We start from the raw sequence: 18336 nt of genomic DNA, 5'->3' as shown, positions 1-18336 counted from the left end.
CGGGTAGGGTGCGCCCCTGAAACCTGCTAACGATCAAGAACCGGAGACCCCATGGAGATCGAGCAGACGGCGTTGCCGGGCATCGGGCTCAAACACGAGTTCACCTCCCGCGCGGGCCGCAGGATCGGGGTGGTCTCCCATCGCACCGGCCGCCGCGATCTGATCCTCTACGACCCCGACGATCCCGACTGCGCCCGCGAGGACATCGTCCTGAACGACGACGAGGCCGACGCCCTGGCCGAACTCCTCGGCGCGCCCCGCATCGTCCAACGGCTCAACCAGCTGCACAAGCAGGTCGAAGGCCTGGTCAGCGTCCAGCTGCCGATCACCGGGACCAGCCCGTACAGCGACCGGCAGATGGGTGCCGCCCGCGTACGCACCCGCACCGGCGCCTCCATCGTGGCCGTCGTCCGCGCCGGCCGGGTCATCACCAGCCCCGCCCCCGGCCTCGCCCTGCTGGCCGGCGACGTCATCGTCGTCGTCGGCACGGCCGAGTCCACGGCGGCGGTCGCCGAGATCCTCGCCACCGGATAGCCGCGCCGGACCGGCCGTGACCTTCCGGCCCGAAGCGAGATGACTCCTGTCACCAGCGGCTGGTGACAGCGGCCTCTACGCCGGCCGCACCCCCGTGGCCGATGATCGAACCATGACGAACAAGGACACTTCCCCTCCCAACTGGACGCTCGGCCTCTCCTCCGGACTCGCCATCGGCATGGGCCTCGCCGCGGCCCTGAACGACATCGTCCTGGGAGTCGCGCTCTCACTGTGCTTCGGAGTGGCCCTGTCGTACGCGCTCGCGCCCAAGAAGAACGAGGCCTGACGTGTTGTAACTGTACCAACCAGTCGGTACAGTTACGAGTATGCGACCAAGTTCCAGAACCATGATCCTGGAGGCCGCGCTCCGCGTGGCCGGGCAGCGCGGGATCGGCAGTCTCACCCTTGACGCCGCCGCACAGGAGGCGGGCGTGAGCAAGGGCGGCCTGATCTACCACTTCGCGAACAAGGAACAACTGATGCTCGCCGTGGTCGAGCATGTGATCGCGGGCTGGGATCAGGCGATGGTGGCCGAGCTCGGCGGGCCGTTCGACGAGGCGAGCGTGGCCGAGCGGGTGCGGGCCTACAGCCGCGTGATCACGGGGGCGACCACGGGCAGCGCCGACCTGGCGATCTTCGTCGACTCCGTGCACGACGACGCCCTGCTGCGGCCGTGGCGGGCACTGCTGGAGCGGTGGCTGGGGACGCCGCCGGCCGTACCGGATCCCGGGGCGGTTGACAGGGCGGTCGCCCGGCTCGCCGCGGACGGGCTGTGGCTGGCCGACGCGAGCGCCAGCGGGGGCTACGGCACGGAGATGCGCGCCGCGATCACCGCCAGGATCGACCGGCTGGCCGAAGGAGCGGAGGGCGACTCGTGAACAGGTGGGTGATGCTCTCGGCCGCGATCGCCTTCGAGGTCGTCGCGACGCTTTCGCTGCGGGCGATGAACGGGCTGGAGAACCCCGGATGGGTGGCGGTGGTGGTTCTCGGCTATCTGGGGGCGTTCATCCTGGTCGCGCAGGTGCTCAAGATCGGCATGCCGGTCGGCGTCGCCTACGGGATCTGGGCCGCCAGCGGCGTGGCGCTCACCGCCGTCATCGGCGCGTTCGTCTTCGGTGACGCGCTGACCTGGCTGATCGGGCTGGGCATCGTTCTGATCATCGGCGGGGTGCTGCTGGTCGAGCTCGGCTCGCAACGCGCCCACCGTACGGCTGCCGCCGAGGGAGGCGAACGACCATGACGTGGCTGCTGCTCATCGGCGCCATCGCGACCGAGACCGTGGCGACGCTGTCGATGAAGGCGTCGGAGGGTTTCACGAAGAAGGTCTGGATCGCGCCGGTCGTGATCGGCTACCTCATCGCGTTCACGCTGCTCGGCGCCGTGCTCGCGCAGGGCATGTCCGTCGGTGTCGCCTACGGGATCTGGGCCGCGTCCGGCGTCGCGCTGACCGCGGTCCTGGGGCGCGTGATCTTCCGCGACCCGCTCACCTGGCTCATGGCGGCCGGGATCGCGCTCATCGTCGGCGGGGTGCTGGTGGTCGAGCTGGGCGCGCAGTCGGCGCACTGAGCGCCGGTCGGCCACTTGCGTTCGAGCGCGCTCGAACGCATAGCGTCCCCGGCATGACGACACAGACCTGGATCATCACCGGCGCCTCCCGCGGTTTCGGCCGCGCGCTGGCGGAGTCGGCGCTCGCCGGAGGCGACCACGTGGTGGCGGCGGTACGGCGGCCCGAGAGCGTCGCCGATCTCGCGGCCGCCCACCCGGACGACTTCCTGGTGGCCGAGTTCGATGTCCGCGACGTGAACGCGGCCGCGGGCCTGGTGCGCGCCACCCTCGACCGCTTCGGCCGGATCGACGTGCTCGTGAACAACGCGGGCAGGGCCGTGGTCGGCGCGGTCGAGGAGGTGGCCGACGCGCAGTTGCGTGAACTCATGGACCTGCATCTGTTCGGCCCCGCCGCGCTGGTCCGGGCGGCGCTGCCGGCGATGCGCGCGCGGGGTGCCGGGACCATCGTGCAGATGAGCAGCCAGGGCGGGCGGATGTCGTTCCCCGGGGTGTCCACGTACTCGGCGTCGAAGTTCGCCCTCGAAGGCTGGTCGGAGGCGCTGGCCGGGGAGGTCGCGCCGTTCGGGATCCGAGTGATGATCGTCGAGCCGAGCCGGTTCAGGACCGACTTCAACGCCGCCGACGTGCTGGAGTTCGCCGAGACGTCGCCGACGTACCGTGATGTGCTCGCCGGGGTGCGCGCGGACATGGCCGGGACCGACGGCCGCCAGGAGGGCGACCCCGCGCGCGCGGCCGAGATCATCGTCTCCCTCGCGCACGGTGACGAGGTGCCGCTACGGCTGCCGCTCGGACGCGAGGCGGTCGAGCGCATCTCCGGCGTCCACCGGCGCGGGCTGGCGGAGGTCGAGCGGTGGGCGGAGACCGCGTGCAGCGCCGACTTCGAGGACGTCCCGGCATCGGTCCGGCCGATTTAGGCTGGTCGTCATGGCCACCGACGACCTGATGACCAGGGCACTCGAGATGCTCGGGGACGACGGCCCGCCGTCGGTCGAGGCGATCCACCGCCTCGCCGACCTGGCCGGCGTGCCCACGTCGATGACGATCGTGGAGGTCGCCGACCTGCTCGACATCTCGCCGCACACACTGCGCTACTACGAGCGCGCCGGGCTGGTCGAGGTGGCCCGTGACGGCAACGGCCACCGGGTGTACGACGAGAGGGCGGTGCGGCGGCTGGTGTTCCTCACCCGGATGCGGCTGTCCGGAATGCCGATGCGCGACCTTCAGCACTACGTCGCGCTCGTCGACGACGGGGCCGAGACGGTGCCCGAACGGCTCGACATGCTGCTCGAACACCGCGACACCATCCGCCGCCGGATCCGGGAGCTGACCCTTTCGCTCACGGCCGTCGAATACAAGATCGCCACCTATGGGGGCGAGACCGGGCCCGACGTCCACACCAAGGTTTGAACGACGCCTCAGGCTAACGAGCCACGAAGCAGGGCAGATCACCCCCCGCGTCGGCAGGGGAGATGACATTGCGTCCCATCAGGTATTCGGCCGAGATCGAGCCCCCGGAGCCGGGCTTCGACGAGAGCCTCCAGAAGGCCATCGACATCATCACCGAGTTCGAGCGGAACTCGGTGGCAGGCGAAGGCGTCGACCGGGCCGTCCGTTTCGCGCACGCCAAGGCGTACGGCCTGGTCCAGGGCACCTTCGAGATCCTGGACGGCCTCCCTGCCGAGTACGCCCAGGGCGTCTACGCCCACCCGGGCGTCCACGACTGCCTGGTCCGCTACTCCAACGGCCTGGCTCACCTGGGGATCGACCGGGCACTGGGCAACGTGGTCGGGATGGCGACCAAGGTGTTCGGCATCGAGGCGGAGACCATGCTGGAGGACGAGCGGCACACCACGACCATGGACTTCAACATGATCAACGGTCCGGTCTTCTTCTGCAACACCGCCCGGCACTACCGCTTTCTCGCCAAGCTCTTCATCGACATCCCGAAGTACCACGCCGGTGGGAAAGAGGGCACGCACCAGATGTTCCACGACTGGGTCACCGGCTACGGCACGCTGCGGCCGGACGAGTGGGCCTGGGACGAACTCGGCGCCTTCATCCGGCTCGGTTCGCAGGCCCGCTGGCAGAACCTGCTGCTGTCGACCTTCTGGACGATGGGCGCGGTACGGCACGGCGACCACGTCGCGAAACTCCGCATCACGCCGACACCCGTCTCCACGGGGGCGGTCACGAACCGCGACCTCGACCCGGCGGCGCACGACGAGGTGTTCCGGCCCGCGCTCGTGGACGAGCTGTCCAGGCACGGCGCCGAGTTCGACTTCCAGGTGCAGTTGTGCGCGTCGCTGGAGGAGATGCCCATCGACGACCTGACCGTGGAGTGGCCGGAACGCCTCTCACCGTTCGTCACGGTCGCCCGGATGAGCTTCCCGCGCCAGGACATCGGCGGCGCGGACAACCTGGCCGCCGCGGACGTCGTCTCGTTCACGCCGTGGCGCTGCGGCGCCGAGCACGTCCCCGTCGGGAGCCTGCAGCGCCTGCGCCGGGAGGTCTACCGGCTCTCGTCCATCGAACGGCACCGCCTCAACGACCAGATCCGGGCAGAACCGGGCAGCGTCGCCGACGTCCTCCCACCGACACTCTGAGGGAAAGGAACCCGATCATGCAGCAGGACTACGTCCCGATCTCTCGCGACGTCACCGCCGAGGAGATCGGCAAGTGGACCCAGCCCACGCGGCGGCAGACCGACGGCGTGGGCCTGCGGGTCGGCAACAAGGCCGAGTTCACGCTGGTGGCGCCGGTGAAGCCGGGCGGCGCGGAGATCTTCCGCGAGCGGGTCAAGAAGGCCCAGGTCGAGGCGGCCTATTGGGAGGGCAGGCTCGGCACCGTCCACGACCTGCGGGTCGCCCTGATCAACGACGGCACGCAGATCCTGTTCGCCGCGAGCTACAGCGACGAGTTCAAGCCGTACGTGGTCGACGTCATCAACTTCGCCACGCCGTGGATCGACCACATGTTCGTCGACGTGGCCGAGGGCTATCCGGGGCTCGGGTCGCCCGACGCGCTGGCGTACATCGCGAAACACCAGGTCGAGGCGAGCGTCTGGTACGCCTCGAATGAGCAGGCCACCGTGCGTGACATCGCCCGCGGGCAGAAGGCGCTCACCTCGCTCAACGAACTCCTCGACGCCACGCAGGCATGAGCGAGATCCGGCTCGACCTCGGCGACATTCAGGGAACGGTGCTGAGGCCAGGTCCGGCGGCGTACCGGGGGGCGTTCCTGCTGTTCAGGATCGACGACGCGGCGGCGGCCAAGGCGGCGCTGCGCGATGTCCTCGGCTCCGTGACCTCGGCCGCCCACATGGACCGGCCGCGCCCCTTCACCTTCAACATCGCCTTCACCCACACCGGGCTGGAGACGCTGGGCGTGCCCCAGGAGTCCTTCCCCCGGGAGTTCCGGGACGGCATGGCCGCACGCAAGGACGTCCTGGGCGACGTGGGCGACAGCGACCCCGCGCGCTGGGAACCTCCGCTGGGGACCGGTGACGTGCACATCGGCATCGTGATCATCGCCGCGGACGAGGCGGACCTCGAACGGCCGCTCGCGCTGGCGGGCGACTTCAAGGGCGTGTCCCAGGTGTACCGGTGCGACGTCCACGTGCCGCCCGGCGGCAAGGAGCATTTCGGGTTCCGGGAGGGGATCGGCGGGCCGTACATCGTCGGCAGCGGCATCGACGCCATGCCCGGCCAGGACCATGTGATGCCCGGCGAGTTCATCCTCGGTTACCAGGACGAATCCGGCCAGGTGGCCCCACTGCCCGAGCCGGAGATCCTCACCCGCAACGGCACCTTCGTCGCCTTCCGCCAGTGCGCCACGCACGTGGCGGAGTTCCGCCGCTATCTGAAGGAGCACGCCCGCTCACCGGAGGACGAGGAGTTGCTGGCCGCCAAGATCGTCGGCCGCTGGCGCAGCGGCGCCCCCCTCGCCCTGAGCCCCGACCGCGACGACCCCGGCCTGGGCGCCGACCCTCACCGTAACAACGACTTCACCTACAACGGCACCGACCCCGACGGCCTGCGCGTGCCCCGCGGCGCCCACATCCGCCGCGTGAACCCCCGCGACTCTCTGACCGGCACGATCGTCGACACCCACATCCACCGCATGGTACGGCGCGGCGCCCTCTACGGCCCGCCCCTGCCCGAGGGCCGGACCGACGACGACGGCGTCGAACGCGGCCTGATCTTCATCTTCATGGGTGCCAGCCTGACGCGTCAGTTCGAGTTCATCCAGCAGGTATGGATCAACAACGGCGACTTCACCGGCCTGGGCCCGGAAAGGGACCCGCTGGTCGGAGCCAGCGACGGGACCGGCATCCACACCATCCCCGCCCACCCCCTGCGCCGCCGCCTGACTGGCTTGCCGCGCTTCGTCACGGTACGGGGTGGCGAGTACCTCTTCATGCCCGGCCTCAGGGCTCTGGACTGGATCGCCACCCAGACTCCGGCGGGATGATCCCCACTGTCCGCGTTGCGCCACCACGTACCCCGGTGGCCGGTGTTCGGTCGGGGTGGCGAGTATCTCTTCATGCACCGCGTTCAGGTGGTGAGCTGGGGCCACATGGCCCGCACCGCCTCGGCTCGCTCCTCGACCAGCCGCATGCGCAGGTCCCATTCGAGCTCCGCGTAGTGTTCCGTCCGCGCGGTCTCCTGCCCCGGCCACTTGCGGTAGAGCAGGCCGACCTCGCTGTGGAACCAGCCGTGGCTGATCACGCTGGCCGGCACCAGCAGGCCGGTGTCGTCGGAGCCGGGGATGCCCATCCACCCGCCCAGGGCGACCGCCAGTTCGCGCCGGACGCATATGGTCGTCGGGTGCACGGGGAGCCGGTGGTTGTTCCTGCGCCAGTGGTCGTAGACGAACCCGGGTTCCAGCCGCCCGCCGGGCGGATCGCTGTCGAACGCGACCGTGGAACCGTCGGGCAGCAGGTCGAGGACCCGGGACGTCGTCCAGCGCACGAGCGGATCCGCCGCCAGCACGCCGATGTCCCTCATCAGCACGTCCGGCATGAGCACGTCGTCATGGTCGAGATTCTTGATCAGCTCGCCCCTGGACCGCGCGAGCGCGAGATTCCGTGTCAACGCGACCCCGCCCCGGCGCCCCATCGCGAACGTGACGAGGGGGTCGCGCGGAAGGATCTCCATGGCCGCGCCGGTGGCGCCGTCCTCCTGGATGACCCACTCGACCTCCCAGCCGTCCGGCAGGCGTTGCGAGCGGACGGACTCGTAGGCCGCGAGGAGATGGTCCGGTACCGGTTGGTAACTCGGCGTGACGATCGAGATGAGGGGCACGTGGCCGACCCTAATGGGCCGGGCCGGCGAACATGCCGGGCTACATGTCGCTCAGGAGACGCCGGTGGTAGCCCGTGCGATGTGACGTACGCCACGTCACAAGGCGGCGGCTACCGGCGTCTTGTGCACGTACGCATGGCCGGAGGGAACAGGTGGGGGCAGCGATGAACGAAGCGGCGACCGAGGCGTTCGTGACACACCGCAATCTGCTGTTCACCGTCGCCTACGAGATGCTCGGCTCCGCCGCCGACGCCGAGGACGTGCTGCAGGAGACCTGGCTCAAGTGGGCCGGGGTCGACCTTGACGAGGTCCGGGACCGGCGGGCGTACCTGGTGCGGATCACCACGCGCCAGGCGCTCACCCGGCTGCGCGCGCTCGGCCGGCGCAGGGAGTCCTACGTCGGGCAGTGGCTGCCGGAGCCACTGCTGACCACGCCCGACGTGGCCGAGGACGTCGAACTGGCCGACAGCGTCTCGATGGCGATGCTGCTGGTGCTGGAGACGCTCACGCCGACCGAGCGCGCGGTGTTCGTGCTGCGCGAGGTGTTCGACCTGGAGTACGAAGAGATCGCCGAGGCCGTCGACAAGACCCAGGTGGCGGTCCGCCAGATCGCCCACCGGGCACGGGCCCACGTGGCGGCCCGCCGGCCTCGGGGACGGGTTTCCCCGGCCGAGACCCAGGACGCGCTCAAGGCGTTCCAGCGGGCGGTCGCGACCGGCGATCTGCAACGCCTGCTGGACATCCTCGCGCCGGACGTCGTGCTGCTGGGCGACGGCGGCGGAGTCGTCCAGGCCGTGCTGGAACCGGTCGTGGGCGCCGGGAACGTGGCTTCCCTGCTCGCCGGGGCCGGCAGGTTCGGCGATGTCGCGGCGTTGCGGCCGTCGCAGGTCAACGGCCACCCGGCGCTCATCTTCCGGCTCAACGGCGTGATCGACACCGTCCTCGCGCTCCGCATCGACGACGGTCTCATCACCGGCCTGTACGCCGTGCGCAACCCGGAAAAGCTCTCCCACCTGGAGCAGGAGACCAGCCTGCGCCGATAAAGGCCGATAAAGCGGCGTATGTCACACGGCCATGCCGTCACAGAATCCGAATCAGCGGCATCTTTTGGTCATACAGTGCTTAACCCACCCAAACCCTGGAGAAAGTCATGAGCTCAGTGCTGGATTTCGGCGGCGACATCATCGAGCCGGGCGCACCGGAGTACGAATCGGCCGGTCGCTCACTGCTGGCCGCGGGCAGTCCGGCCTACGTGCTGCGGCCCAAGAGCGTCGCGGACGTGCAGGCGGGTGTGAGGTTCGCCGCCGCGGAGGGCCTGACCCTGTCCGTACGCGGCGGCGGCCACAGCTTCGCGGGCTTCGGCACCAACGACGACGGTGTGGTGATCGACCTCGGCATGCTGGCCAACGTGGAGATCATCGACCCCGTCCGCCACCTCGTGCGGATCGGTGGCGGCGCCACCTGGGGCCAGGCCGCGGCCGCGCTGGCCCCGCACCACCTGGCGATCTCCTCGGGCGACACCAAGAGCGTCGGCGTCGGCGGGCTGACGCTGACCGGCGGCATCGGCTGGAAGGTCAGGAAGTACGGCCTGGCCCTGGACAACCTGGTCGCCGCCGAGCTGGTCACGGCCGGAGGCGAGATCGTACGGGCCAGTGAGCGGGAGAACCCCGAGCTGTTCTGGGCGCTGCGCGGTGGCGGCGGCAACTTCGGGATCGTGACCGCCTTCGAGTTCAGGGCGCACCGGACGACCGAGGTGTTCTTCGGCGCGATCACCTTCCCCGCCGCGCAGACCGCCGCCGTGCTCCAGGGCTGGGCGGACCATGTCCGTGACGCGCCCGAGGAACTCACCTCCCTCGTCAGCTTCGCCAATCCGGGCGCCGGGGGCCACGAGGCGCCGGTCGAGATCGCCGTCGCCTTCGACGGCGACGACCCGGACCTCGCCGCGGCGGCGATCGACCCGATCCGGCGGCTCGGCACGGTGATCGGCGACACCGTCGCGCTGATGCCCTACGCGGACGTCCTGGTGGACGGCGGGAGCCCTCCGCCCGGCATCCAGCTCGTCACCCGCGGCGCGTTCGTCGAGAAGGAGTCGGTGCCCGCGGCCCTGCGGATCCTCGCCGAGGTCGGGACGTCGCCGGGCTCGCCGCTCATCGTCGTGCGCGGCGTCGGCGGCGCGGTGGCGCGCGTGGCCGACGACGCCACCGCGTACGCGCACCGCCGGGCGGAGCTGATGGTCGTGACGCTCACCGGCGGCCCCAAGCCGGTCCTGGAGGCCGGCCGGCCCGCCTGGGACGCGATCTGGGAGCGGCTCGCACCGCACGTCAGCGGCGCGTACGCCAACTTCCTCTCCTCCGCCACCGAGGAGGACGTCGCCGCGATCTATCCGAAGGAGACGTACGAGCGGCTGGCGGCGGTCAAGCGGGAGCACGACCCGGGCAACCTGTTCGCGGGCAACCACAACGTGCGCCCGTAGCCGCTACCGCCGGCCGCCGAACTCCCAGTCGTGGACCTCGATGTCGGCGTACCGGTCCCGGGTCAGTACGGCGCGTGCCGCGTCCGGGTCCGGTGCCCGGATCAGCAGCGCCGTACCCACCCAGGTGCCGCCGTCGTCGGACAGCAGCGGCCCGTACGCGATCAGCTCGTCCCGGTCTGAGGGGTCCAGGTCGGCGGGCTGCCCGGAGCCGAGACCCACCACCAGGTACCGGTTGCCGCCTTCCCTGCCGCCGGGGAAGTCCCACATGGTGCGCCCCAGCACGTTGCGCCATCGGCGCACCATCACGTCCCGGTACACCCCGGCCTGGTAGTTGGGCTCGTCGAAGGCGAACGCCCGCGCGGCCGCGGTGTCCGGCAGGTCGACGATGTGGACACTGCCGCTGGCCGTCTCGGTGCCGCGGACGAAGGTCGGGCCACGGGCGATGAGTTCCTTCGCGTACCCGTCCATGTAGGACCAGTGCGCTTCCAGCAGTTCGTCGCGCAGCGCGTCAGAGTCCGGCCGATCCCGGTGATAACAGAAGAACTCCATGCCGACAGTACTTATCACATCAAATTCAGATGACGACAACATCCGGATTTTGTGAGTATCCTGGCCGCATCACGAAAGAAGGAGCGGTGATGGTGCGGCTGACGCGGGTCCAGCAGCAGGCGCGTACGCGGGCTTCGGTGCTGGCGGCGGCCAGGCGGGAGTTCATCGAGCAGGGCTACGTCCTGGCCAACGTCGACCGGATCGCCGAGCGGGCGGAGCTGACCCGGGGCGCGGTGTACTCGAACTTCCCCAGCAAGCGCGCCCTGTATCTGGCCGTGCTCGTCGAGATGGTGGAGACGGCCGAAACAGCGGAACCCGCCGGGCCACCGGGGTCGCCGGCCGAGGCGCTGGGCACGTTCGCCAGGACCTGGCTGGAACGGCTGCCGCTGGTCGACGACACCGCGTCGGGCGGACGGCTGCAACTGCGCTCGCTGGCGGGCATCGTCGAGGACGAGCAGAGCCGTACCGTCCTGGCGCAGGTCGCCCAGCTGGAGGCGTTGCTGCTGGCCATGGGGCTGGAGACCTGCTCATCTCACCGGCAGGTACGGCTGGCCGAGCTCGTGCTGACGTTGCTGGGCGGCGCCGGCTTCCTGGCCGAGACGGCCCCGGGCTTCGGCGACCCCTTCGACCGGGCGCGGGCCTGTGAGCATCTGGCCGGGCTCGACCTGGCCGACACCTGGGCGCCTCCGCATCTGGCCTTCGTGGCGCCGGCCGTACCGTATCAGGACGCCTGGACCCCGCCCGGGGAGTTGCCGGATCTGATCACCGGTGCCCCCGTCGACCTCGGCGCCGACGGCGTGGTGGCGGTACTGGGGGCGCACCGTGTGTCCGCGGCGGAGGAGGCCGTCCGGGCGGCGGGGCCGGGCGAGCGGGTCACGGTGGTCGTCGTCCCCGGCGACCTCGCCGAGACCGGCGCTCTCGTCCGGCTCAGGATCAGCGACCTCGCCGGTTGCCTGCGGCGCGTCTTCCCGCCCGCTGCCTGGGCGCGCCTGCGGGTGGTCGTCGACGACGGAACCGTCGCGGCCGCCGCCGGCCTGACCGAGGCCGGCCATGAGACCGAAGCCGCCGTCCGCGTCCGGAACGGCATGATCGTCGCCAGGGCGCGTGGGCGGGGCGCCGCCCACGCGGCCGCGGACCACCCCAAGTCGCGAAAGGCCACGACATGACCCGCACCGACCTGCTGGTGCTTCACACCCTGCGCTGCGGCGGACATTCCGGTCTCGCCCGGGTGTCCGCGGCCACCGGCCTGGACGAGTCCGCGGTCGAGTCCGAGCTGATCGACCTCGCGGTCGCCGGTCTCGTCACGCACCAGATGGGCGCGTGGGGCCTGACGGAGTCCGGGCGAGCCACCGACGCCGAGTGGATCACCGAGGAACTGGAGTCCGGCGGCGCCCGGCCCGCGATCACCGCGGCCTTCGAGCGCTTTCTGGTGCTCAATCCGGAACTGCTCGACCTCTGTACGGCCTGGCAGATGCGCCCCGTCGACGGCGTCCTGACCGTCAACGACCACCGCGACCGGTCGTACGACGACCGCGTACTCGACCGGTTCTCCGATCTGGACCAGCGCGCCGCGGCCGTCTGCGCCGAGCTGTCGGCGGCGCTGCCGCGCTTCGGCCGCTACCGCGTGCGCCTCAGGGAGACCCTCGGCCGCGCCAGGGCGGGCGAGCTGGAGTACCTCGCCGACCACACCACGTCGTACCACACCGTCTGGGCCGAGCTGCACGAAGACTTGCTCGCGACGCTCGGGATCACCCGGTGGTGAGGTGGGTCAGGCCGCTTTCCGCGCGGTCCGAGGAGAGCGCGCGGATCGTCGGGGCCAAGGCGAGCGGTCTCGTGGTGCTGCACCGCCTGGGCCTGCCGGTGCCCGCCGGGTTCGTCGTCACCACCGGGGCCTGCCGGGCGTACCTTCGCGAAGGCCGTCTTCCCGACGGGCTGGCCGCGGAGCTCGCGCTGGCCATGACCGGGCTGGAGGCCGCGACGGGGCGGCGGTTCGGCGGTGCGCGGGCGCCGCTGGCCGTGTCGGTACGCTCCGGGGCGAGCGTGTCGATGCCCGGCATGATGACCACGATCCTGAACCTCGGCCTCACGACCGAGGCCACGGCGGGACTCGCGGCCGAGACCGGCGACGCCCGGTTCGCCCAGGACTCACGGCAGCGGTTCCTGTCCGGCTTCACCGCCGCGCGGGAGGTCCCCGACGACGCGGCGCGGCAACTGGAGCTGGCGGTCGAGACCGTCTTCTCCTCGTGGGAAACCCCGCGCGCACGCACGTACCGCGAACTACACGACATCCCCCATGATCTCGGGACAGCCGTGATCGTCCAGGCGATGGTGTACGGAAACCGCGACGCCCGCAGCGGCACCGGAGTCGCCTTCAGCCGCGACCCCAACACCGGGGAGAACGTCCCGTTCGGCGATGTTCTGTTCGGGCACCAGGGCGAGGACGTCGTCTCGGGCCGGTCGCTGACCCGGCCCCTGCGCGAACTCGCCGAGCGCGAACCGGCCGTCTGGGCGGCGCTGGCCGAGGCTCTGCACCGGGTGGAGGGGCACTACCGCGACGCGTGCTACGTCGAGTTCACCTTCCAGGCCGGTGAGCTCTGGTTGTTGCAGGTCCGGCCGGGCCGGTTCGTGGGCGGCGCCGCCGTTCGCGTCGCGACGGAGCTGGCCGACGAGCGCCTGATCACGCGCCGCGAGGCGCTGCTGCGGGTCTCGCCCCAGCACCTCCGGCACGTACGCACCCCCCGCATAGCCGCACCGGCGCAGGCCGACATCCTGGCCCGCGGAGTGGGTGCCTGCCCCGGAGTCGCGGCCGGCAGGGTGGCGACCACGACCGACGCGGCGGTGCGCATGGCCGCCGACGGCCCGGTCATCCTGGTCCGTCCGGAAACCTCCCCGAACGACATGCGCGGCCTGGCCGCCGCCGCGGGCATCGTCACCGCGCGCGGCGGTCCGGCCAGCCATGCCGCGGTCGTCGCACGGGCGATGGGCAAGCCCGCCGTCGTCGGCATCGCGGACCTGGTCGTCGACGACCGCTCACTGAACGCCGGCGGGCGCGCCGTCGGCGAAGGCACGCTGGTCACCATCGACGGGACCAGCGGCGAGGTCGCCCTCGGCAGCCCGCCCATCGCCACGGACACGGCCGACGCCCACCTGCGCCGGCTGCTGGCGTGGGCGGATGACGTCTCGGGCGAGCGCTCCGAGCGCGATGAGGCCCGGCGCCTCATCGCCGCCCACACCGCCCTCCGTGACTCCTAGATCTCAGGGCCGGGTGCCGGGTCCGAAGCCCGTCCAGCGCAGGTCGTCCGGGAGGTGGCCCATGTCGTTGTACAACAGCACCGACGGGCCCACGCCGTCGCGATACTCGATCGCGGTGAGCGCCGTGTTCCCGCACGGCAGGCCCAGCCACCGCACGGGCGGCGCGCCGAGGGCGTCCCGCACCAGCCAGGCCACCTGGTAGGCGTGGGTGACCAGGACCTCGTGGGTCTCGGCCGCCGTGGGGTGGGCGAACCGCCCGGTCAGGGCATCGGCGAGCCGCGCGCCCTCGGCCGCCTCCTTGGCGTCGTATCCGTCGAAGAACCCCCTCCACGCGGGCGGCATCTCGGCCGGGACGTGGGGGACGTGGTCCACCAGTTCCTCCGCCACCCCCACCGGAACCCCCGGCAGGCGCGCGCCGATGATCTCCGCCGAACTCACCGCCCTGGGCAGGGGTGAATGCCAGACGGCATCGACGGGCAGGCGGGCCAGCCGGTCGGCCAGCAGTTCCGCCTGCCGCCTGCCGACCTCGGTCAGTGTGCCGAAGGGGTCGGCCGCGCCGTGCCGTACCGCGTAGATGTGCCGTGTCGCCATCTCGGATCCCTTCTCGGATGGTCATAGAATCCCGATGTCGTGAGCATCCTAAACTACGGCAGGCAGGCGATGACGCGGTCGAGGGCGTCGGTGAGCACGTCGGGCGGGGTGGCGAAGTTGAGGCGGACGAAGCCGTTCCCCGCCGATCCGTGGTCGGCGCCGGAGGCGGTGGCGACGCCGGTCCGCCGCAGCAGGTGGGCGGCGGGGTCGGGGAGGCCGAACCGGCGCAGGTCGATCCAGGCGAGGTAGCCCGCCTGCGGCTCAACGTATCCGATGTCGAGACCGGCGAGCGCGTCGGTGACGAGCTTGCGGTTGCCGTCCAGGAACCGGACGGCCTCGCGCAGCCACGGCCGTCCTTCGCGGAACGCGGCTACCGTGGCCGTCATGCCGAGCGGGCTCATGCCGCCGACCGCCGCCCTCGGCAGCCCGGCCCAGACGCGCGCGTCGCCCGGATCGCCGAAAACGATCAGTCCGCAGCGCAGGCCGGGGAAGTTCCACGCCTTGGTGGCGCTGATCAGGGTGATGGCGCTCTCGTCGAGCGAGCCGTACGGGGTGAAACCGGGCTGGTACCGCAACGGCGCGTGGATCTCATCGCTGATCACCTTCGCGCCGTGCCGCGCGGCGAGCGCGGCCAGCGCGCGCAACGACCCGCCGTCCAGGACGCGGCCGGTCGGGTTGCCGGGGTGGCAGAGCAGCACGCTGCCCGCGCCCGCGCGCAGTGCCCGCTCGATGCCGTCGAGGTCGAGCTCGTAGCCTCGCTCTCCGACCCGCATCGGCACCTGTACGGCCTCGCGCCCGGCGACCCGGATGGCGTCGAAGAACCGGCCGTAGACCGGCGTCGGCACGACCACCGGAGAATCCGCCCTGGTCAGATGCGTGATCGACATAGTGATGCCGCGCATCAGCTCCGGCAGCAGCCGTACCCGATCGGGAGCGACGGTGAGCCCGTGCTCCTCGGCGAGCCACTCACTGGCCGCCTGGGGGACCTCGCTCAGCTCGTCGGCGAGCGGGTAGCCGAAGGCCTGCCGCCGCACGTCGTCCTGGACGGCGGCGAGGATGGGCGCGGCCACCGGCAGGTCCATCTCCGCGACGGTGAGATCGATGATGTCCCGGTCGTACTGCGACCAGCGCTTGTTGCGTCGCGCACGGGATCGCTCAAGGTCCCAGTCGAGGTCGGTCAAACCATGCTCCCAATCTCTCGCGGGGTCAGGGATCTCTGGTGGCGCAGGCCCGATCGGTGCGCGAGCCACCAGATTCCCGCGCTGAGCACACCCACGAGCACCGAGTCGTACGGCGCCGCGATGACGCCGGCCCCGCCGAAGGAGCCGAGCGCGGACAGGAGGCCGAGCATGACCAGGAAGCCCACCAGCCAGCCGCCCACGGCCCGCAGCTTGGCGGTCCGCACCAGGTAGATGAGGAACCCGATCAGCAGCAACGGCACGGCCACCCGGATCTTCTCCCAGGTCGACCAGTAGAGGATGAGCCCGGACAGCACGAACGAGGCGAAGCCCACCGGGATCGCCCACCTGCGCAGCCAGCCCTTCTCCATCGGAGTCGACGCGGCCAGCACGGTCACCGCGACCGAGACGGCCGCGTAGCTGAGCCCGTAGTAGAAGCTGAGCGAGCTGGCGATGGACTTCCAGTTCCCGAACGTGAGCACGATGACCGAGCCGATGCCGACGTTGAGCAGCAGCGCGCGCCGGGGGATGCCGAACCGCGCGTCCACCTTGGCCAGCGCGGCGGGCAGCAGCCCGTTCTGCGCGGCGCCGTAGGTGTAGCGGCCCTTGACGCCGATGCCGATCAGCAGGCTGCCCGAGGGCGAGAAGATCGCGTCGGCGAGCAGTACGGTGGCGAACCACGACAGGCCGAGCAAGGTCGCGAGCGAGGCGAGCGGTGAGTTGAGGTTGATCCCGTGCCAGCCGCTGCCGAGCAGGCCGTTGGGCAGCGAGAAGATCATTACGGCCTGCAGGCCCATGTAGAGCACGATCGTCCCGGCCAGCACGATCAGCGTGGCCCTCGGCACGGTGCGGCGCGGGTCCTTCGCCTCGCCGGACATGACGGCGGCGGCGTTGATGCCGGTGAAGGAGTAGACCAGGCCACCGCCGACCACGGCGGTGAGCGCCGCGGAGACGCCGTAGGGCGCGACCCCGCCGCCGGTCGCCACGTTGGTCGTGTCGAAGCCGCTGGCCAGTAAGAGGATCACGGTCAGCGCGGGGATCACCACTTTGATGGTGGCGACGACGTTGTTGACCCGGGCGAGCAGTTTGATCCCGAACAGGTTGAGCGCGCAGAAGAACACGAGCAGTCCGGCGGCGATCAGCCGTCCCGGCCAGCTCAGCGACTCGCCGGACATCACCCACGGCAGCCACTTGGCCGCGTACTGCACGACCGCCGTCGACTCGCTCGGCCCGGCGCTGACGGCCTGCAGGAACACCGCCCAGCCGACCACGGCGCCGACCAGCGGGCCCGAGGCCAGTTGCGGCCACCGGACGTTGCCGCCGGACATCGGATGGCGGAAGGCGAGGTCGATGAAGGCCAGCGACACCAGCGCGGTGGCGACCGAGGCGATCGTCCAGGACAGGAAGGCCGCGGGACCGGCCGCCTTGGCCGCCGTGTACGGCGCGAGCAGCCAGCCGGAGCCGATGACACTGGAGAAGGTGATCAGGGCAAGGGACGTGGTTCCGAGGCCGCGCCGCAGGCGCAGATCCTCGTCCGGCGAAACGGCCGACAGCGTCTCAGACATGTCCTGAACTATCGACGATGACCCAATTGCCAAGGTAGACCGGAAATGTCGAGGTCCAGGGTTAGTCTATGCCTATGTCCCTCCCCGGCTTCGACGGCACAGGACACAAGGTCGAGACGATGGATCTCGTCGTGTTCACCACGGTGGTCCGCACCGGAAGCCTCGGCGCCGCCGCCACCGAACTCCGGCTGTCGATGCCGTCGGTCAGCGTCCGGATCGCCGCCCTGGAACGCAAACTCGGCGCCCCGCTGCTCGTGCGCAGCGCCCGTGGAAGCACGACCACCCCGGCCGGCGAGCGCCTGAACGGCTACGCCCAGCGCTGCCTCGACCTCCTCGACGAGGCCGCCATCGCGGTGACGGCACACGAGACCCAGCGGCTCGTGCTCGCCGCGCCCGCGAGCCTCGGCGACGTCGTCTTCCCCGCCGCGCTCGGGGCGGTCGCCGGCAAGCCAATCACCGTGCACTGCCGGATCGCGCACAGCGGCGAGGTCGTCGGCCGCCTGGCCGACGGCAGCGTGCACGCCGGATTCGTGATGCCGAAGGTGCCGCTGCGCGCGTTGCGGTCCGAGCCGATCTGCCGCTCACCGCTGGTCGCGGTGTGCCGGCCCGGCCATCCCCTCGCCGGTCGCCGGCGCCTGCGGATCGACGACCTCGCCAGGACCGGCGTCATCGTCTACCGCTGGGGCCGCGACGCCCAGGAACTCGCCGCCTCCCTCGAACATCCGGAACGTGGCCTCGACGCCCCCATCCACACGACCGGGCTGCCGTCGGCCGCGCTCCGGATGGCGCTCGACGCGGGGTTCGTCGCGGTGGTGCCCCGGTTCGTCGCGGCGCGATCGGTGCGCGACGGTGACACGGTGCTCCTGCCGCTGGGGTTCGGTGGGTGGCGGGTCGACGTGCAGTTCGTGTACGCCTCGGCCACGGCCGACCGGCTGGGCGTGCGTACCCTGCTGGACCACCTGCCCGCCATCCGGGCCACGTTCGACCAGGACTGACCTCGGACGTCAGCAGTGCCGTACAGCCAGGCTCGTGCGTCGGGGTGGGAGAGGTCATAGCGCGTGCGCCCGTGGAAGGCCCGCAGGAACGTCTCGGCGGCGAGGTCGTCCGCCGCCGATTCGCCGAGGCGGAACCACACGTAGCGGTGGATGGCCCGGTGATAGCGATCGAACAGCGCGCCGAACCGCTCGGGGCGGCTCAGCGACGCCTCGATGAGCTGTGCGTCGGTCTCGGTGGTGGGCGGAGCCGACGACGGAAGGGGTGGTGGCATGCCTGCCTTTCGGAGAAGCTCCGTGGACACGCCTACTTCGCCGTACCCCCGTTTCTTG

At 71.1% G+C, this 18336-nt stretch carries 21 protein-coding genes and 1 pseudogene; 16 read left to right on the top strand and 6 right to left on the bottom strand.

What is annotated here, in order from left to right; translation table 11 throughout:
• Positions 1-51: 51 nt before the first annotated feature.
• The 10 genes from ACIBKY_RS05245 (at position 52) to ACIBKY_RS05200 (ending at position 6570) form a co-directional block, all read left to right on the top strand.
• Positions 52-534 carry a cation:proton antiporter regulatory subunit gene (locus tag ACIBKY_RS05245; RefSeq protein WP_397094554.1) on the top strand — a complete coding sequence of 161 codons (483 nt, stop codon included), beginning with the start codon at positions 52-54 and terminating at the stop codon, positions 532-534.
• A gap of 112 nt (positions 535-646) precedes the next feature.
• Positions 647-820: a hypothetical protein gene (locus ACIBKY_RS05240; RefSeq protein WP_397094553.1), complete on the top strand. Its 174-nt coding sequence runs from the start codon at positions 647-649 to the stop codon at positions 818-820.
• Positions 821-860: 40 nt separating this feature from the next.
• Positions 861-1412: a TetR/AcrR family transcriptional regulator gene (locus ACIBKY_RS05235; protein ID WP_397094552.1), complete on the top strand. Its 552-nt coding sequence runs from the start codon at positions 861-863 to the stop codon at positions 1410-1412.
• An 11-nt stretch (positions 1413-1423) separates the two neighbouring features.
• Positions 1424-1774 (top strand): DMT family transporter, encoded by a 351-nt coding sequence (locus tag ACIBKY_RS05230; protein ID WP_397095450.1) that lies wholly within the window; start codon positions 1424-1426, stop codon positions 1772-1774.
• The gene (locus ACIBKY_RS05225; protein ID WP_397094551.1) at positions 1771-2100 is read left to right on the top strand and encodes a DMT family transporter; all 330 of its coding nucleotides are present in this window, start codon (positions 1771-1773) and stop codon (positions 2098-2100) included. The genes ACIBKY_RS05230 and ACIBKY_RS05225 overlap by 4 nt, the downstream gene beginning before the upstream one ends.
• A gap of 53 nt (positions 2101-2153) precedes the next feature.
• A complete protein-coding gene (locus tag ACIBKY_RS05220; protein WP_397094550.1) occupies positions 2154-3014 on the top strand; it encodes an SDR family NAD(P)-dependent oxidoreductase in 861 nt (286 codons plus the stop codon).
• Positions 3015-3024: 10 nt separating this feature from the next.
• Positions 3025-3507: a MerR family transcriptional regulator gene (locus tag ACIBKY_RS05215; RefSeq protein WP_397094549.1), complete on the top strand. Its 483-nt coding sequence runs from the start codon at positions 3025-3027 to the stop codon at positions 3505-3507.
• Between the two features lie 62 nt (positions 3508-3569).
• Positions 3570-4703: a catalase family protein gene (locus tag ACIBKY_RS05210; protein ID WP_397094548.1), complete on the top strand. Its 1134-nt coding sequence runs from the start codon at positions 3570-3572 to the stop codon at positions 4701-4703.
• A 17-nt stretch (positions 4704-4720) separates the two neighbouring features.
• The gene (locus ACIBKY_RS05205; protein ID WP_397094547.1) at positions 4721-5260 is read left to right on the top strand and encodes a hypothetical protein; all 540 of its coding nucleotides are present in this window, start codon (positions 4721-4723) and stop codon (positions 5258-5260) included.
• Positions 5257-6570 (top strand): Dyp-type peroxidase, encoded by a 1314-nt coding sequence (locus tag ACIBKY_RS05200; RefSeq protein ID WP_397094546.1) that lies wholly within the window; start codon positions 5257-5259, stop codon positions 6568-6570. Before ACIBKY_RS05205 ends, ACIBKY_RS05200 begins: the two co-directional genes overlap by 4 nt.
• 83 nt (positions 6571-6653) lie before the next feature.
• Here ACIBKY_RS05200 and ACIBKY_RS05195 read toward each other — a convergent pair whose 3' ends face one another.
• Complete coding sequence (locus tag ACIBKY_RS05195) at positions 6654-7403, bottom strand: glycosyltransferase family 2 protein (protein ID WP_397094545.1); 750 nt, start codon at positions 7401-7403, stop codon at positions 6654-6656.
• 164 nt (positions 7404-7567) lie between these two features.
• Here ACIBKY_RS05195 and ACIBKY_RS05190 point away from each other — a divergent pair, with 164 nt between their 5' ends.
• Together ACIBKY_RS05190 and ACIBKY_RS05185 are read left to right on the top strand one after the other, a co-directional pair.
• Positions 7568-8446: an RNA polymerase sigma-70 factor gene (locus ACIBKY_RS05190; protein ID WP_397094544.1), complete on the top strand. Its 879-nt coding sequence runs from the start codon at positions 7568-7570 to the stop codon at positions 8444-8446.
• A gap of 107 nt (positions 8447-8553) precedes the next feature.
• Positions 8554-9876 (top strand): FAD-binding oxidoreductase, encoded by a 1323-nt coding sequence (locus ACIBKY_RS05185; RefSeq protein WP_397094543.1) that lies wholly within the window; start codon positions 8554-8556, stop codon positions 9874-9876.
• 3 nt (positions 9877-9879) lie between these two features.
• Here the strand turns inward: ACIBKY_RS05185 and ACIBKY_RS05180 are convergent, their stop codons facing one another.
• Positions 9880-10425: a YciI family protein gene (locus ACIBKY_RS05180; protein WP_397094542.1), complete on the bottom strand. Its 546-nt coding sequence runs from the start codon at positions 10423-10425 to the stop codon at positions 9880-9882.
• An 89-nt stretch (positions 10426-10514) separates the two neighbouring features.
• On the opposite strand from ACIBKY_RS05180, the gene ACIBKY_RS05175 reads away from it, so the two are divergent.
• Genes ACIBKY_RS05175 through ACIBKY_RS05165 form a run of 3 tightly spaced genes read left to right on the top strand, consistent with a single transcriptional unit; the run spans position 10515 to position 13677 of the window.
• Positions 10515-11591, top strand: coding sequence for a TetR/AcrR family transcriptional regulator (locus tag ACIBKY_RS05175; protein ID WP_397094541.1), 1077 nt, complete (start codon positions 10515-10517; stop codon positions 11589-11591).
• A complete protein-coding gene (locus tag ACIBKY_RS05170; RefSeq protein ID WP_397094540.1) occupies positions 11588-12187 on the top strand; it encodes a transcriptional regulator in 600 nt (199 codons plus the stop codon). The genes ACIBKY_RS05175 and ACIBKY_RS05170 overlap by 4 nt, the downstream gene beginning before the upstream one ends.
• The gene (locus ACIBKY_RS05165; protein WP_397094539.1) at positions 12184-13677 is read left to right on the top strand and encodes a pyruvate, phosphate dikinase; all 1494 of its coding nucleotides are present in this window, start codon (positions 12184-12186) and stop codon (positions 13675-13677) included. Before ACIBKY_RS05170 ends, ACIBKY_RS05165 begins: the two co-directional genes overlap by 4 nt.
• A gap of 3 nt (positions 13678-13680) precedes the next feature.
• Here ACIBKY_RS05165 and ACIBKY_RS05160 read toward each other — a convergent pair whose 3' ends face one another.
• From ACIBKY_RS05160 to ACIBKY_RS05150, 3 genes are read right to left on the bottom strand one after another with little or no spacing between them, the layout of a single operon-like run.
• Positions 13681-14268 (bottom strand): histidine phosphatase family protein, encoded by a 588-nt coding sequence (locus tag ACIBKY_RS05160; RefSeq protein ID WP_397094537.1) that lies wholly within the window; start codon positions 14266-14268, stop codon positions 13681-13683.
• A gap of 53 nt (positions 14269-14321) precedes the next feature.
• A complete protein-coding gene (locus ACIBKY_RS05155) occupies positions 14322-15449 on the bottom strand; it encodes a MalY/PatB family protein (RefSeq protein WP_397094535.1) in 1128 nt (375 codons plus the stop codon).
• Positions 15446-17011, bottom strand: coding sequence for an APC family permease (locus tag ACIBKY_RS05150; RefSeq protein WP_397094534.1), 1566 nt, complete (start codon positions 17009-17011; stop codon positions 15446-15448). The genes ACIBKY_RS05155 and ACIBKY_RS05150 overlap by 4 nt, the downstream gene beginning before the upstream one ends.
• Before the next feature lie 68 nt (positions 17012-17079).
• Between ACIBKY_RS05150 and ACIBKY_RS05145 the strand changes: the two genes are divergently transcribed.
• Complete coding sequence (locus tag ACIBKY_RS05145; protein ID WP_397094532.1) at positions 17080-18006, top strand: LysR family transcriptional regulator; 927 nt, start codon at positions 17080-17082, stop codon at positions 18004-18006.
• A gap of 23 nt (positions 18007-18029) precedes the next feature.
• Here the strand turns inward: ACIBKY_RS05145 and ACIBKY_RS05140 are convergent.
• Positions 18030-18278 (bottom strand): annotated as a pseudogene (locus ACIBKY_RS05140) (RNA polymerase sigma factor); the annotation flags it as partial.
• Positions 18279-18336: the final 58 nt, after the last annotated feature.

Source organism: Nonomuraea sp. NPDC050394 (genome assembly GCF_044459065.1).
GTDB lineage: Bacteria > Actinomycetota > Actinomycetes > Streptosporangiales > Streptosporangiaceae > Nonomuraea.
This window is presented reverse-complemented; position numbering and strand designations above follow the sequence as displayed.

Excerpts from the sequence above, each read along its gene's own strand:
- ACIBKY_RS05215 (WP_397094549.1), top strand. The coding sequence starts at position 3,025 with ATGGCCACCGACGACCTGATGACCAGGGCACTCGAGATGCTCGGGGAC.
- ACIBKY_RS05230 (WP_397095450.1), top strand. The coding sequence starts at position 1,424 with ATGCTCTCGGCCGCGATCGCCTTCGAGGTCGTCGCGACGCTTTCGCTG.
- ACIBKY_RS05210 (WP_397094548.1), top strand. The coding sequence starts at position 3,570 with ATGACATTGCGTCCCATCAGGTATTCGGCCGAGATCGAGCCCCCGGAG.
- ACIBKY_RS05235 (WP_397094552.1), top strand. The coding sequence starts at position 861 with ATGCGACCAAGTTCCAGAACCATGATCCTGGAGGCCGCGCTCCGCGTG.
- ACIBKY_RS05225 (WP_397094551.1), top strand. The coding sequence starts at position 1,771 with ATGACGTGGCTGCTGCTCATCGGCGCCATCGCGACCGAGACCGTGGCG.
- ACIBKY_RS05150 (WP_397094534.1), bottom strand. The coding sequence starts at position 17,011 with ATGTCTGAGACGCTGTCGGCCGTTTCGCCGGACGAGGATCTGCGCCTG.
- ACIBKY_RS05185 (WP_397094543.1), top strand. The coding sequence starts at position 8,554 with ATGAGCTCAGTGCTGGATTTCGGCGGCGACATCATCGAGCCGGGCGCA.
- ACIBKY_RS05190 (WP_397094544.1), top strand. The coding sequence starts at position 7,568 with ATGAACGAAGCGGCGACCGAGGCGTTCGTGACACACCGCAATCTGCTG.
- ACIBKY_RS05245 (WP_397094554.1), top strand. The coding sequence starts at position 52 with ATGGAGATCGAGCAGACGGCGTTGCCGGGCATCGGGCTCAAACACGAG.
- ACIBKY_RS05240 (WP_397094553.1), top strand. The coding sequence starts at position 647 with ATGACGAACAAGGACACTTCCCCTCCCAACTGGACGCTCGGCCTCTCC.
- ACIBKY_RS05160 (WP_397094537.1), bottom strand. The coding sequence starts at position 14,268 with ATGGCGACACGGCACATCTACGCGGTACGGCACGGCGCGGCCGACCCC.
- ACIBKY_RS05200 (WP_397094546.1), top strand. The coding sequence starts at position 5,257 with ATGAGCGAGATCCGGCTCGACCTCGGCGACATTCAGGGAACGGTGCTG.
- ACIBKY_RS05175 (WP_397094541.1), top strand. The coding sequence starts at position 10,515 with ATGGTGCGGCTGACGCGGGTCCAGCAGCAGGCGCGTACGCGGGCTTCG.
- ACIBKY_RS05220 (WP_397094550.1), top strand. The coding sequence starts at position 2,154 with ATGACGACACAGACCTGGATCATCACCGGCGCCTCCCGCGGTTTCGGC.
- ACIBKY_RS05180 (WP_397094542.1), bottom strand. The coding sequence starts at position 10,425 with ATGGAGTTCTTCTGTTATCACCGGGATCGGCCGGACTCTGACGCGCTG.
- ACIBKY_RS05145 (WP_397094532.1), top strand. The coding sequence starts at position 17,080 with ATGCCTATGTCCCTCCCCGGCTTCGACGGCACAGGACACAAGGTCGAG.
- ACIBKY_RS05205 (WP_397094547.1), top strand. The coding sequence starts at position 4,721 with ATGCAGCAGGACTACGTCCCGATCTCTCGCGACGTCACCGCCGAGGAG.
- ACIBKY_RS05170 (WP_397094540.1), top strand. The coding sequence starts at position 11,588 with ATGACCCGCACCGACCTGCTGGTGCTTCACACCCTGCGCTGCGGCGGA.